Source organism: Paenibacillus sp. V4I3 (assembly GCF_030817215.1).
GTDB lineage: Bacteria > Bacillota > Bacilli > Paenibacillales > NBRC-103111 > Paenibacillus_E.
On record NZ_JAUSZA010000001.1, the window covers coordinates 2,054,741 to 2,068,425 of the forward strand.

At 43.6% G+C, this 13,685-nt stretch carries 11 protein-coding genes; 9 read left to right on the top strand and 2 right to left on the bottom strand.

Annotated features, from left to right (window positions below; all coding sequences use genetic code 11):
• Positions 1 to 104 precede the first annotated feature (104 nt).
• Entirely contained in the window at positions 105 to 3,362 is a 3,258-nt protein-coding gene (locus QFZ77_RS09560; protein ID WP_307438841.1) for a glycosyl hydrolase, read from the top strand.
• 50 nt (positions 3,363 to 3,412) lie between these two features.
• Here QFZ77_RS09560 and QFZ77_RS09565 read toward each other — a convergent pair whose 3' ends face one another.
• Positions 3,413 to 3,814: a hypothetical protein gene (locus tag QFZ77_RS09565; protein WP_307449368.1), complete on the bottom strand. Its 402-nt coding sequence runs from the start codon at positions 3,812 to 3,814 to the stop codon at positions 3,413 to 3,415.
• A gap of 640 nt (positions 3,815 to 4,454) precedes the next feature.
• Here QFZ77_RS09565 and QFZ77_RS09570 point away from each other — a divergent pair.
• On the top strand, positions 4,455 to 5,474 hold the full coding sequence (locus QFZ77_RS09570; RefSeq protein ID WP_307438843.1) for an LCP family protein: 1,020 nt from the start codon (positions 4,455 to 4,457) through the stop codon (positions 5,472 to 5,474).
• A 77-nt stretch (positions 5,475 to 5,551) separates the two neighbouring features.
• Positions 5,552 to 6,109 (top strand): site-specific integrase, encoded by a 558-nt coding sequence (locus QFZ77_RS09575; RefSeq protein ID WP_307438845.1) that lies wholly within the window; start codon positions 5,552 to 5,554, stop codon positions 6,107 to 6,109.
• A gap of 200 nt (positions 6,110 to 6,309) precedes the next feature.
• Here the strand turns inward: QFZ77_RS09575 and QFZ77_RS09580 are convergent, their stop codons facing one another.
• Positions 6,310 to 6,681, bottom strand: a complete 372-nt coding sequence (locus QFZ77_RS09580) for a helix-turn-helix domain-containing protein (RefSeq protein ID WP_307438846.1) — start codon at positions 6,679 to 6,681, stop codon at positions 6,310 to 6,312.
• A 178-nt stretch (positions 6,682 to 6,859) separates the two neighbouring features.
• Here QFZ77_RS09580 and QFZ77_RS09585 point away from each other — a divergent pair, with 178 nt between their 5' ends.
• The 6 genes from QFZ77_RS09585 to QFZ77_RS09610 all read left to right on the top strand — a co-directional run bounded on the left by QFZ77_RS09585 (position 6,860) and on the right by QFZ77_RS09610 (position 13,658).
• The gene (locus tag QFZ77_RS09585; RefSeq protein ID WP_307438848.1) at positions 6,860 to 7,294 is read left to right on the top strand and encodes a hypothetical protein; all 435 of its coding nucleotides are present in this window, start codon (positions 6,860 to 6,862) and stop codon (positions 7,292 to 7,294) included.
• Between the two features lie 188 nt (positions 7,295 to 7,482).
• Positions 7,483 to 9,375, top strand: coding sequence for a polysaccharide lyase family protein (locus tag QFZ77_RS09590; RefSeq protein WP_307438852.1), 1,893 nt, complete (start codon positions 7,483 to 7,485; stop codon positions 9,373 to 9,375).
• 86 nt (positions 9,376 to 9,461) lie between these two features.
• On the top strand, positions 9,462 to 10,217 hold the full coding sequence (locus tag QFZ77_RS09595; protein ID WP_307438854.1) for a YveK family protein: 756 nt from the start codon (positions 9,462 to 9,464) through the stop codon (positions 10,215 to 10,217).
• A complete protein-coding gene (locus tag QFZ77_RS09600; RefSeq protein ID WP_307438856.1) occupies positions 10,198 to 10,845 on the top strand; it encodes a CpsD/CapB family tyrosine-protein kinase in 648 nt (215 codons plus the stop codon). Before QFZ77_RS09595 ends, QFZ77_RS09600 begins: the two co-directional genes overlap by 20 nt.
• A 33-nt stretch (positions 10,846 to 10,878) precedes the next feature.
• Positions 10,879 to 12,315 (top strand): O-antigen ligase family protein, encoded by a 1,437-nt coding sequence (locus tag QFZ77_RS09605; protein ID WP_307438858.1) that lies wholly within the window; start codon positions 10,879 to 10,881, stop codon positions 12,313 to 12,315.
• Positions 12,312 to 13,658: a lipopolysaccharide biosynthesis protein gene (locus QFZ77_RS09610; protein ID WP_307438859.1), complete on the top strand. Its 1,347-nt coding sequence runs from the start codon at positions 12,312 to 12,314 to the stop codon at positions 13,656 to 13,658. The genes QFZ77_RS09605 and QFZ77_RS09610 overlap by 4 nt, the downstream gene beginning before the upstream one ends.
• Positions 13,659 to 13,685 lie beyond the last annotated feature (27 nt).

The window sequence follows — 13,685 nt, forward strand, 5'->3', positions numbered from 1 at the left end:
CAATTAACGTTTTGCGTGCATAGTATATGAATGTGGCGGAATTAAAATGTGATTGATTCATATAAAAGTAAGCGATCTTATCATATTCCAGAAGGGGTGAGAAAATGATTAATCCTATTAACACAAATGCAAGCCAAAAGACAATTGATGTCTTGAATTATTTATACACCATTTCAGGTTATCAAACATTGACAGGGATCCATAATTGGCTGGAGGATCCCGATGGTTATGTGAATCAGATCTATAATCTATATGGCGATTATCCGGGGGTCTCCGGCTATGAAATGGGACCCATTGCTGACCAATCGGATGCGGTGATTGCTGCACAAAGACAGAATGTTACAAATTCAGCGAAGGCCTATTTTCAGAATGGTGGCATTGTGACAATGATGTGGCATCAAAACTACCCGCTCACTTCTTATTCTTGGTCAAATGTACAAAGGAGTACGACGGATGCAGAGTTCAACCGAATATGCACGCCCGGTACGGCGGAGTACAACTGGCTTATCTCGGAATATGATAAGGTTGCTGGATTTTTGAAACAGCTCAGAGATGCCAATGTGCCTGTATTATGGCGCCCCTATCATGAAATGAACGGTGGTTGGTTTTGGTGGGGCAAGAAGATGAACTATACGCTCCTATGGGATATTATGTATAACCGTTTTACGAATTTTCATGGACTGAATAATATCATTTGGGTGTGGAATGCCAACGCTCCTAAGAGTCCGGATATTAATCCTTACACCACTCATTTTGTGGGAACTAGTAAGTGTGACGTACTGGGGACAGATTTGTATATGTTTGGAGACGAACCGTTTAAGCAGGAATATTATGATGGATTAGAAGCCATTTCTGGCGGAAAGCCGATCGCAGTTGCTGAAATAGGACAATTGTTCCCAATCACTATATTTAATACACAACCGAAATGGGCATGGTTCATGGAATGGGGGAACTATTTATACGATTACAATACGCAAGCTCAGCGGGACGCCTTATTCACGACTTCCGTCAGCAGAACGCTGAATCGAAGCGAGGTTCATATTACCACTACACCTCCGCCGACTCCAGATACGCAACCACCATCAACTCCAACGAACTTGACCTCCCCATCCAAAACAGCGACTTCGGCATCCCTAACTTGGACGGCATCTACAGATAATATGGGGGTAACGGGTTATGAGGTTTATACCAATGACACCCTATTAGCTGGTACAACAACAGCGACAAACTTCAGTGTGAATGGGTTAACAGCAAATACGTCGTACCGATTTAAAGTAAGAGCCAAAGATGCTGCTGGGAACTTTTCCGCATTTAGCACATCTTTGATTGTGACAACAGATTCGATAAACACTAACTTTGTAAGAGGTATTAATTTCGGAGGGCCTGCTGTCACGATAGAGGGCCAAAACTGGTTAGCAGGAAATAATTCCCTTATTACGTATTCGGCTAATGTAAAAACGTATATAAATTCACCGGCCATTACACCTGTTCCAGCTGTAGACAGTGCTACAAGCACTATGCTCAATTCTAATATATACGCGTCAGCAAGCGATTTTACGGTAACCCAACCGCTGCCAAACGGCAGTTACCAAGTATATCTTTGGTCACTTGAGAATTATCAAGCCAATTCTCGTTCCTTCCATGTTTTTTTAGAGGGTGTACAGGTTACAACAGCTCCGATCGGTGGACTTAGTTTAAACAGTTGGGCAAAATACGGACCTTATAGTGTTACGGTGACGGATGGCATATTGAATATGGATGTTCGCCGGGTGACAGGTGATCCCGGGTTGACGGGGATGGCAATCTTATCATCAGCGGGTGCTGATACGCAAGCTCCTTCAACACCGACTAATTTAATTGTCAAATCAAAAACATCTACCTCGGTTAGTCTTTCTTGGACGGCCTCAACAGATAATGTCGGTGTTACTGGTTACGACATATATAACGGTAACACGATAGTCGGTTCAACGACAATACCCAGCTTCACTGTGACGGGATTAGTTGCAGGAACGGCCTACAGCTTTAGTGTAAGAGCTAAAGATGCTGCGGGGAATCAATCGTTAAATAGCGCTTCAATCAGCGTTACAACCTCAAAGGGGGATAGCCTAATCATGATAAATGCAGCGGACTATGGGGCGACGCCTATAGAAGTTACACCGAACTTTGATAGCACAAGCGCCTTAAATAATTCGTTGACACAAGCTGTTACTAGCGGTGTTGAGCTGTATATACCACCTGGAACCTATCGAACGACGGCATCAATAATAGCTAGCGGAAACAATGTTATGATTAGGGGAGCGGGTGGCACGGAAACGGTCATTAAGCCTGATTCTTCTGCTTACGATGCAATCGTAATAGGCAAAAACAGTGCATTTTCAAGCAGCGGGAACTTACGGGATCTAGCTGTCAAGGGTCCAACGGCAAGGCCATCTGGCTTTAAAGCAGGTGTCAAGATTGACGAGATGCGCCAATTCGAGATAAGCAACGTGACGGTTGACAATTATGATATTGGGTTCGACTTCGTCAATAATTGCTTTGGATCGATGACGAACAACCTGCGCACAGGATACGGAGTTAATGTTGGAATTAATTTACGCACAGGAACTCAAAGCGGAAACGATCTGCTGTTCATCAACAGTTGGTTGTATGGGGAAGTTGCTGCTGTCCAAATTGCAAATGATAGTGGGGGCTTCCAGTTTATCGGCGGTCAGTTCTCAAATAACCAAAATTCGGGGACAACGGTAAATGATAATCGCGGTGTAATGACCTTGGGTAAGGATTACATTTCAGGCACAATGGGCGGTGTGGCAAATGTATTTGTCCAAGGTGTCGACTTTGAAGGGCTTCGTTATTGTTGGGCTGTCCGAGGATTCGATCAAATAAGTTTGAGTATTAATTCTTGTGGCATCCAACCTTATGACGCTCCTGCCATTGGTTTTATGAAAATGACGAATGCTAAGCAGTCAAAAGTCACGTTAATGAACCAGCAAATTCGTGGACAATGGAGTGGCTCACAACTGCTTTCAGTTGCCGGACAATATGACGACTGTTCGATTCTTGAATTGAATGGGTGGATCGACGCAACAATAGCGGGAACAGCTTATGTCGGTTCTTCGATTTTGAAGCAATCGCGTATCGAAATGGGGCAATCCATTTTCCGTGCAAATAACCACAATACTCTGCAGTTGGGCAGCACACTGCTTCAGGAAAGCGGTGCCGGCAACTTGCAGGTCTCCGCCGATTGGGGGACGACGTGGAACACAATTTCTCCAACAAGTCTTATCGTTACTGCACCAAATGGAAAAAAATATACAATTGGGGTAACGAACAAAGGAGTTCTAACCGCAACTTTGATTAATTAAAAAAAGAAGGCAGAAATTCACCTGAATGTGAATTCCTGCCTTTTTTTAATTTAACAAGTAAACGAATCAATAAAACGTAAATCAATGCCGAAATACATCCAAGAGAAACCAGTCCAGCGGAAACCTGCGATGGAAGTGGAACCTACAAAAATAGGATAATACCAGAACTGCTGACCGTTGCTGAGCCATACATAGGTGAATCTAAACAAGCAGCGCGAAATACCTCCTGGGTCTACCGCATAAACGCCTGGGGATTTAACTGGTTTTTGCGGCGTGTAGGCTGGAGGTGCAGATGTGGGAGCTTGCTGTCCGCCGCCTTGCGGTCCGCCAGGAAAGGAGGGTCCTCCTGGTCCTCCAGGTCCTCCAGGTCCGGGAAAGCCTGGTCCCGGGAATCCCGGCTGTTGTGGAAAGCCGGGTTGTGGGAATCCCGGTTGCGGGAATCCAGGTGACATACCGCCTCCAGGAAAACCACCCCCCGGGAAGCCACCTCCCGGAAAACCGGGAAGTCCGAACATGCCGCCTAAGCCACCTAAGTTGCGTGGATCATATGCAGGTACCCAACCGTAAGGTTGAGGAACAGGATAGCCATAAGGGTAAGGCATAGATTGTGGATATGAAGAGGTATAGGACTGTTCAAGTTCGGGTTGTTGTGGCACTAATTCAGTATCCAAATCCAAATCGCGAAGCTCTTGTTTTTTGCTTGAAGTCATGAGTGTTATTTCCTCCTTAGGTAAAAGCGGAATAGTCGATACTTACTATATGTAGGAGGGTAGACGGATGTCACGGTGTGTAATGACTTATAGCGGGTAGGTTCTTTTCCTATACTTTCTATTAAAATAGGGGAAATCCCACTGATGCAAATAAATTTGTCGTATATAATCAAAATTTAGTATATTTTGAAATTAGCTAAAATTGAAGATTTGGTAATTCTCGCTCTCAAGGAAAGGGCTTACATTGTTCGCAAACACGAGTGCTCTCTTTTTACTTTTTCAGCACTTTCGTTTATAGGAATTTTATAAAACACTTGTTTTTGTATACATGTAATGATACGATATGTATCGTAGGAACTGAAGAAAATAAGGATGTGTTCCCATGAAGCGTTGGGGCGTATACACAGCAGGTTTTACCTTTTTCGCATTCGTCGGTTTAGGAGGTTTTCTTTACTGGAAGTATGAGCCTAATCGTCACTTTCAGCAAATGGATGTACCCGTGTTAAGCCAACCTGTCGGAACAGTCATTGTGGAAACGGAAACGCCAGTCACGCCAGTCCATGCGTTGGAAAAAGCTCCAGAGAAAGCTCAATCAGCACCTGAACAGACGAAGAGCATCAAGACATTTAACTTATTAATTCTAGGCATTGATGCCAGAGAGGATGAGAGTTCCAGATCCGATGTAATGATGGTCATGCATATTGTTCCGTCGGAACGCAAAGTAAATATTTTAACTATACCTAGAGACACACGTGTCAACATCGAGGGAGTTGGGTATACCAAGATTAACCATGCTCATATTATTGGTGAATCGAAGGGAGGAAATGAAGAGGGAACGAAGATGGCTCTTCAAACTGTAAGTAATTTTTTGGACGTACCGATAAATTATTACATGAAGACGAACTTTAAAGGATTCGAGAGTTTTATCGATACGGTTGGCGGGGTGGATGTTGAAATCGCCAATGATATCTATTTATTCCACGCGAAAAAGACTTTGACCAAAGGGATTCAGCATATCGACGGAAAACTTGCACTCAGCTTGGCTAGAGAACGATATGCCTTCGCGGATGGAGATTTTGGGCGTCAAAGCGAACAATCGCAAATTTTGAAAAATGTCGCACAAGAATTATTAAAGCCTGAACATATCGGAGACATAGCCAATTTATTAATGAAAGTAAAGAAGGATATCTTGGATACGAATTTTAAGGACGAAGACCTCATTAGCATGGCTTGGTTGTTCAAAGGGTTGAAGGCAGATGATTTTAGGACTGGGCAAATCCCTGGACATAGTGAGACCCTAATGGATCCTCTTGTGAAAATGCCTTTATATTATTGGATTCCCGATACGGTAATGGTAAGGGAGTTAAGTGAGACTTTTTTAAAGGATAAAGGCGGTAATTAGTTTGTATGTCGACCCATGTGAATTAAGATACATTTTGTATCATACATAAAATATAACCTAAAAAGGAGCGTTGTTGCATGCAAGTTGTACAACCTATTCGTGAGCAAGAAAAGATTGAACAAATGCAAGAGATATTAATTAGGCAGTCGCATAGAGACTGGCTCTTATTTACAATTGGCATTAATTCAGGGTTGCATTTAAGTGATTTGCTAACCTTGAGGGTTCAGGATCTGAAGGGCAAGAATAAAGTTATGATTAGAGAAGAAAAGACGGGTAAAGAGAAAACATTCATGATACACGCCAAACTGGGTGAGTCCATCTTGGAGTATGTGAAATTCATGGATGATAACGATTTTGTGTTTCCATCCCAACGTACAGGCAAACCCATTAAGCGGATCCGAGTTTATCGCATTCTGAATGAAGCGGCTAAGCAAATTGGTCTTCATGATATTGGCACACATACCTTAAGAAAAACGTTCGGATATCACTATTATCAAAAAACGAAAAATATATCTGTCCTTCGTGATCTGTTTAATCATTCGGCTCCATCGGTTACACTGCGCTACATTGGTGTTCAAACCGAAAATCAGATGGAAATCGGCCAGCAGCCAGCAATGAATAAAAAGCATGCTTGACATGATACGAAATGTATCTTAAATTAGGTGTATAGGAAAAAGATCATGGTAGAAAAGATTACATGACCTAGGAAGAGGATCGATTATGGAGAAAAAGGGACAAACCAAGCTTGATATTATGGATGTGCTAAGGCAAACAGGGTTGGATCTACATTTATTTATGCTGTGGGGCGAACGTGATTCCGAGAAGGAACCCTACTCTAATCAAGGGAACGTTCAGCCCGCACAAAGGCAATAAAGCGTCTTGCTTCATCCGGAGACAACTTTTTTCCATCAACAGTTAAAGCAAATTTCTCCATAATCTTTTCATCTGAAAGCTCTAGGTTATCTACGAAATCTCTCACTTCTTCATCAAGAATACGATCAGATTGATTCGTTCTTCCAAGCAAATAGTCTATAGATACATGAAAAAACGAAGCGATTTTATTGATAGTTGTGTAATCCGGCTCTCTACGAGAAGTCTCATAGTGTGATAGCGCGGCTCTTGAAATGCCCAGCTTATTGGCTAGATCTTCCTGGGTAAGTGCATGCTTTTCCCGCAGAAGGGCAATTCTGTCCCCGTATGTCGTCATTTTCTAGTTCCTCACATTTCCTGATGATTAGTAGTATTATTACCGCAATGTTAGACCTATTATACCAGTGTTTTACTAGATATGAAAACGAAAAATGTCGACTTCCTTTGATTTTCTTGATACATAATGTATTTTTTAGAAGGTTTTCCTTCAATTTTACGCAAAGGAAGTTGAAAAAATGGGTGATAACGTTAGGATGAAACGGAAGTTCGATCTCGATGAGGAGCAGCCCAGCTATAGTTTTATTAAGATTGTCCAAATGAAAAAGCAGAGAATGACATCTAAACATACGCCTGTAACACTGTCTGAAATCCATACCAAGGGGCTGAGTTTTCTTTCTTCCTTAAGTATTCCTATTCGTGAAGACATCATTTGGAGCTTCGAACTGCTGCTGAAAGGACTACCCTTTATGGCAGAGGGCATTATTACAGGCAAACAAGCTGTCGAACAGGGGTACTTGTATGAAGCAGCTTGGTGCGGAGGCAAAGAAATTGGGAGATATGTCCTGAAATCCTATATGGATCCACAACCTGATCTTTGCCAAGCCATCCAAAGTTACACTTATTTCTTTGAGAATGCTCCAGACAAGCAGTACATTGATATTTCTTGCTAAACCGAAGGGGCTATTCTAACAGTTTGACCATCAAAGACAATAAAGGGAGCCCTTCTTGATTACCGCTCATTAGCGTCCTCTAGAGGGGCCTCTCTAATTTAAATACCCTTGCACACGTTGTATAGGGTGGTTTGCCCATTCTTTTTATAGATAAACGGGTATTAGTTAATCGGAAAAGGAGATTTATTGTGCGAAATCGGGTTAAATGGGTTTGGATGATAAGCATATTGATGGTACCTGTGGCTTGGTTCATATTCCATGAGCATGAAAAGAAAATCCATGGGAAAGCAGCGGAGAAGAATGAGGTTATTTGGAATCTGGGGCTTGACGATAATTCTTCAAATGAGTTTAGCTCGTATCCGAAGCAGCAAACCTCCGTGGTTGCTGTACCTTCCAACTGGAGTAAGCAAAGTAATTGGAAAGCTATACCTAAGGGTATGAAGCGCGATGTTAATCCCAATATAAGGCTGGAGTTCAAGCTTGCATCTATTCCGAAGTATGGGGCAGAGCTAAGCTTTAAGATCATTCAAGCTGACAAAGCTGTGCCGCAAATGGCCGTATGGTCCAATAATACGATGGTGGGTATGCTGCAGATCGCCGGTGTGGGAAAAACCTCTCTTTCTAAAACTTACAAAGAAAGCTATCAGGTGTACATCCCTAAGGAATTTTTGCGCACAGGATTGAATGTGCTGCAGCTTTCGGCGGTGCGTTGTATGTGGTGCTCGGAAGCAGAAGATTCCTCCCTTTGGTGGGAATGGGATTACTTGAAGCTTGCGGCACTGGAAGAGCCTGCTAAGGAGCCGCTTCATGGCCGGTATGTGCAGATGGGCACGATGGTAACCGAAGGAGACTTCGGTTATACAGTCAACGCGATTCGACATTTGCCAACGGTCTTGAAGTGGCTGGGTATAGCCTACAGCGGGAATGTCATGCGTACAGCCTTTTGGAGTGATGTGGAGCCTCATCAGTGGCAGGAGTCGGGGTTAACGTATATGCAAACCTTGAAGGATTACAACATGCGTATCGTGGCCGATTATCAAAATACAGCATTTAAGCTTACCGCCAATCAAACGCTTCCGGATGATATCAAACGAAATATCGATCAATTTTTCCGAAAATATGGCTCGTATATAAACTACTATGAAGTGGATAATGAGCCCGGTTTGTTTAACCGCTCCAAAGCAGTCAATTTAGCCATAGCGGATTATGTAAATTCCATTAAACCGAAGCATGTCTTGACGATATCTCCTGGTTGGGCCTATTGGCCAACAGGCGGACAGCCGGATGGCTGGGAACGGGACGCTCACCAGCGGATGGAGATTGAGCAGAAAACTCAACTTACTAACGGACACAGCTACGGACTCTCGTATGCCGACGATGAGGGAGGCAGCTTTAAGGAAACCTTAAAGATTCTGAATGACGAACATGAGGGACTTGCTAAGCAAATGCTTGTCACGGAGATGGGAGCAAATGATTCACACACGGATAATCCTGACTACGGCTCCAGTCAGCCACATGCATCCGTGTTTGATCGAATTATGCGAGCACACATTGGGTTTGCTGATGTTTTTTTACAGCATGCTGCGTTCTTTCCTGAGTACGGACTCTTCCAAGATAACTTTAATTGGTCGACGCATGATCCGGTTGATACGGCGGCCTATCCTGGAATTAACCAAGAGAATTCGCGATTGAAAACGTATCGACGACTAGCATTGGCGTATGCGACGCATGGCGCACCGCTGTCTTATGACTACTTGAATGCGTCGTCAATCGCGAATAAGAAGGTGTATTTTCGTGCCGTAAACACAGCTACTCTGCCGCTCCTTCCTGCTAAAGGAGCAACCAATAAAACTTTGCTCAATTTTGTGAATTTCGAAACGTCGACCCAAACGATGTATGTGCGCGTCACGATGCCTGAGAAGGGGACCTATGAAGGGGAGCGAATAGGTGCAGGGAAGACGTTCGGATTAGCCAAAACGAACGTGCAGGAAGTATGGGCGGGGCCGGATTTGGACCTCCGGGTAGAACTTGGACCAGGGGAAGCCGTGCAATACATTTTGAACAAAAAAATAGAGAAATGATACGTTGACAAGATACAAATTGTATTGTAGATTAAGGTTACAAGATACATATCGTATCACAAAAATGATTAGAATGGGAGAAACGAATGGAAGCCAAACAGTACATAAGTGTGATCAAACGCCGCCTGTGGGTTATTATCCTGTTTGTTTTGATATCCTGCTTAACGACAGCCTTTATAAGTAAGTATGTGATTAAGCCGGTTTATCAAGCATCTGCAGAACTGATTGTAAATAAAGCTTCACAATATGCTGGCTCCGAACAGCTTAATTTTGATTCTATACGTACGAATATCCAACTCATCGAGACCTACAAGCAAATATTGAAATCGCGTGCGGTGATGGACGAAGTCATCAAGAAGCATCCGAATTTGAATTTAACAGTGAAAGAGCTTAACGAGGAAGTAAACGTCAGCTCGATCAAGGAAACACAAGTCATGACGATTAGTATGAGGGACAAAGATTACGAACATGCGGCTGCGGTTGTCAATGCAGTGGCAGACATGTTTCGCTCCAAAATCCTGACAATCATGAATGTGGATAACGTTACTATCTTAAATGAAGCACAAGAGCAATTTGTAGATCCTATCCCGGTATCACCGAATTTGAAACGTAATTTGCTCGGCAGCTTGATGATATCCCTACTGATTGCAGTTGGTATGGTCATTATGATTGAATTCTTAGATGATACGATTAAATCAGAAGAGGATATCACGAGTTACCTTGGAATAGTTACTCTCGGTTCAGTATCCGAAGTGAAGCGTAGGGATATGAATAAGCAGGGAACTCCGGCTTCTAAACAAGTGAAAGGAGGCGAGGCGTCCTATGCTGCGGCAAAATCATAGTTTCCATCTCATCACTCATGTGAATCCAAGCTCCTACATATCGGAAAATTATCGTGATATTCGAACCAATTTAACGTATTCGACATTGGATGGAGCCTGTAAAACGGTATTGGTTACCTCGGCGACAGCAGGAGAAGGGAAATCCACTGTTCTGAGCAATTTGGCTGTGGCTTACGCGCATGTTGGGAAAAAAGTATTGATGATTGATGCAGACCTTCGTAAGCCAGCCCTTCATCATATCTTCTCAAATACAAACGAGTTGGGTCTCGTACAAGCATTAGAGAACTCCGCTTTGCTGAAGCAGTCGATTAAAGAAACGATGATTCCAAACCTATATCTGCTGCCTTCCGGCCCCATTCCATTATACTCTTCCGAGCTGTTAACCAATGGGATGAGTAATTTGTTACACGAGCTCAAGACACATTTCGATCTGATTTTCATTGATTCTCCACCGGTGTTAACGGTCACAGACACGCAAATTATTGCTGCAGGCAGTGATGGCGTTATACTTGTCATTCGCAATGGAAAAATCAAACGGCAGTTAGCGAAGAAAGCAGTCGATAAGCTGAAGTTCGTGAAGGCAAATATCGTAGGATCGATATTAAACTATACGATTAGCTATGGGTAAATGCTCTTCAAATAACAGCTCTCCGGAGGATCTATGTTGTCAATAAACGTGTTTGGGAACAGAATCAATAAGCGAATAAGTGCCTTCTTCCTCTTTTGCTTTATGATGAGTGTTGCGCTGTTGATTGGTATGGGTAGCGTCTGGATTCCTTTTGAAACTGTGGTTCAAGTCAGTTTACTCTTGGCAGTCCTCTTGCCCTCCTTTCTTCTTGCTCTCTCGTCATCGTCTTGGCTGTTACCATCTATTATCGCAACGTGGGCGTTCTTACCGGAAGTTCGCCGCTTGTTTGACTGGCTGACAGGGGGCTACACTTCGATTTCTCTACTGAGTATAGCGCCATTACTTGTCAGTATGATGATGTTAATACCGATCATTCGTAAGATTCACGAACTGCCAAAGCCGGTTCAAACGACGATATTTTGGTTTGCCATTACGTGTGGATATGGACTAAGTATCGGTTTTGTGAAAAATGGTGTTGCTTCCTTGTTTGATTTAGCCGGCTACATCATTCCATTGCTAATTATCCCCTATATCTACACGTCGAAACTGGGGCAAAAAGAACGAGATAGGTGGTTATCGGCATATGCGAATATTGCCGTTATTGTTGCTTTATATGGTCTCATTCAATACTTAGTTGCACCTCCGTGGGATGTATTCTGGATGAACCATGTGGAAATGAATTCAATCGGTCGACCTGAACCGCTAAGCATTCGGGTATTCTCCACTTTGAATTCTCCAGGACCTGCTGGATTATTCTTGTCAGGCGCTCTGGCACCGATGCTGCTGGAACAGAGATGGCGCGGTTTCTTGGGGTGGTTAGGTGTTGCGCTAGTTGCCATATGCTTAGCCCTAACAATGGTGAGAGCGTCGTGGATCACCCTGGTGATTATACTTGCTACCTATATGCTGACGAACAACTCACGGCATAAATTACGCTCTATCCTGAGTCTACTCGCCTTTGGCGTCGTTATGTATGTCGTTCTTTCAAGACTGCCGGGAGCCGAAGCCATTATGGGCCGTTTCCAAAGTCTAGGCTCTGCTTCAGAGGATCAATCCTTTAATGAGCGCCTAGCATTTTCTATGAACCTTATTCCTACCCTTCTACAGAATCCTCTCGGATCTGGACTAGGGAGTATCGGTGTAGGGACTAAGCTGGAGAATGGGGGGGCATTAGGCACGTTTGGGGATTTCGACAATGGGTTTTGGGCGATTTTCTTAACCTTCGGCATCGTCTTCGGATTCTTTTTCTTCAGAGGTGTCTGGTTGGTTGCTAAGCGAGCTATTGTTGCTATGAAAAGCAAAAGTATCCCCATGAATGGTCCTCGCTTAACACTAGCTGTATTAGCTGGGGCGTTTGTTAGTCTTATTTTTTCAAATGCCTTTACTGGTCTAAATGGTGTTATTCTTTGGTTTTTGGTAGGGGCTGGTCTTGTGGGGACTTACCAGGAGAGTGATGGTGATTTGAAATGATTGGAAAAACAGCCTTATACGGATCGGTCTCCCATTTCCTTAAACGAAAAGATAGCCTAGCAAGCTCTCTCAAGACGGTTGCAACTAGCATGCTTATTTTACTTATTAATATGGCGACTGGTGTTGTCTGTGCCAGGTTTTTAGGGCCGGGTGGACGCGGTGATCAATTTGTTATGATATTATGGCCTGGCTTTTTGGCTGCCATGCTGACGTTCGGATTGCCTTCTGCGCTTCTCTATCATATGAAGAAATATCCGGAGAAAGAGGGAGAGTTTTATGTAACGGCCTTGCTGCAAAGTCTGGTTCTAGGGTTGATCGCACTAGCTATCGGTATGACCTTCATCCCGATATGGTTGGACACCTACTCTTCGCAGGTTGTTCGATTTGCACAATGGTCTATGCTATTGTCACCCTTGGCGCTTATAACCCTAATGAATCAGTCAGCTCTCCAAGCGAGAGGAGAGTTTCAGTTATATGATCGCCTACGATCCGTTCCGCAAATGGTGACCTTGCTTCTGCTTTTGATCTTGGTATTGACGAATCAGATGACGGCCTTTGCTTCGTCGCTTGCATATATGCTGCCGGTTTTCCCATTGACAATCTGGTTAATGATTCGTTTTTTACGGATTTACGGCAATCAAACAATGGAATTCATCCTCTCGTTTCGCAAACTGTTTCACTATGGACTGAGTTCGTATGGCATCGATGTCATGGGCACATTGTCCATGTATATGGATCAGGTCATCATTGTAGGCTTGTTATCCCCGTCAGACCTTGGTCTTTATGTTGTTTCTTTGAGTCTGGCACGCATGATTGGGATCCTGCAAAGCTCACTCGTTACTGTGCTTTTTCCCAAGGCAGCGGGACTTGCCAAAGAGGATGCCATCCAATTGACCCTTCGCGTGTTTCGAATCAGCAGCTTCGTTACAGTGATCGCAGCGCTTGCGGTTATGCTAATCGCTCCATACCTACTTATTCTCCTCTATGGAAAGCAATATGAAGGCGGATTGGCTGTGTTTCGACTGTTACTTGCTGAAGTCGTACTTGCAGGGGGGATTTTGGTGCTAGCGCAAGCCTTTATGGCACTAGGACGTCCTGTCATGGTTTCGCTGCTGCAGGTGATCGGACAAGGGCTCACGATTCCGCTATTATTCGTCCTAGTTCCCAAATTCGGCCTCATCGGTGCGGGTTATGCCATGCTCATTTCCTCAGTGATCCGTCTCATCTTTATTTTAAGTAACTACCCTATCACGTTAAAGGTACCTCTTCCACAGCCATTTCTAACGCGTGCCGATGTCCATTGGCTTAAAGAGAAATTACGAAAGAATACAATGTCTAACTAACATGCAAAAAGGTATGTATACAATGAT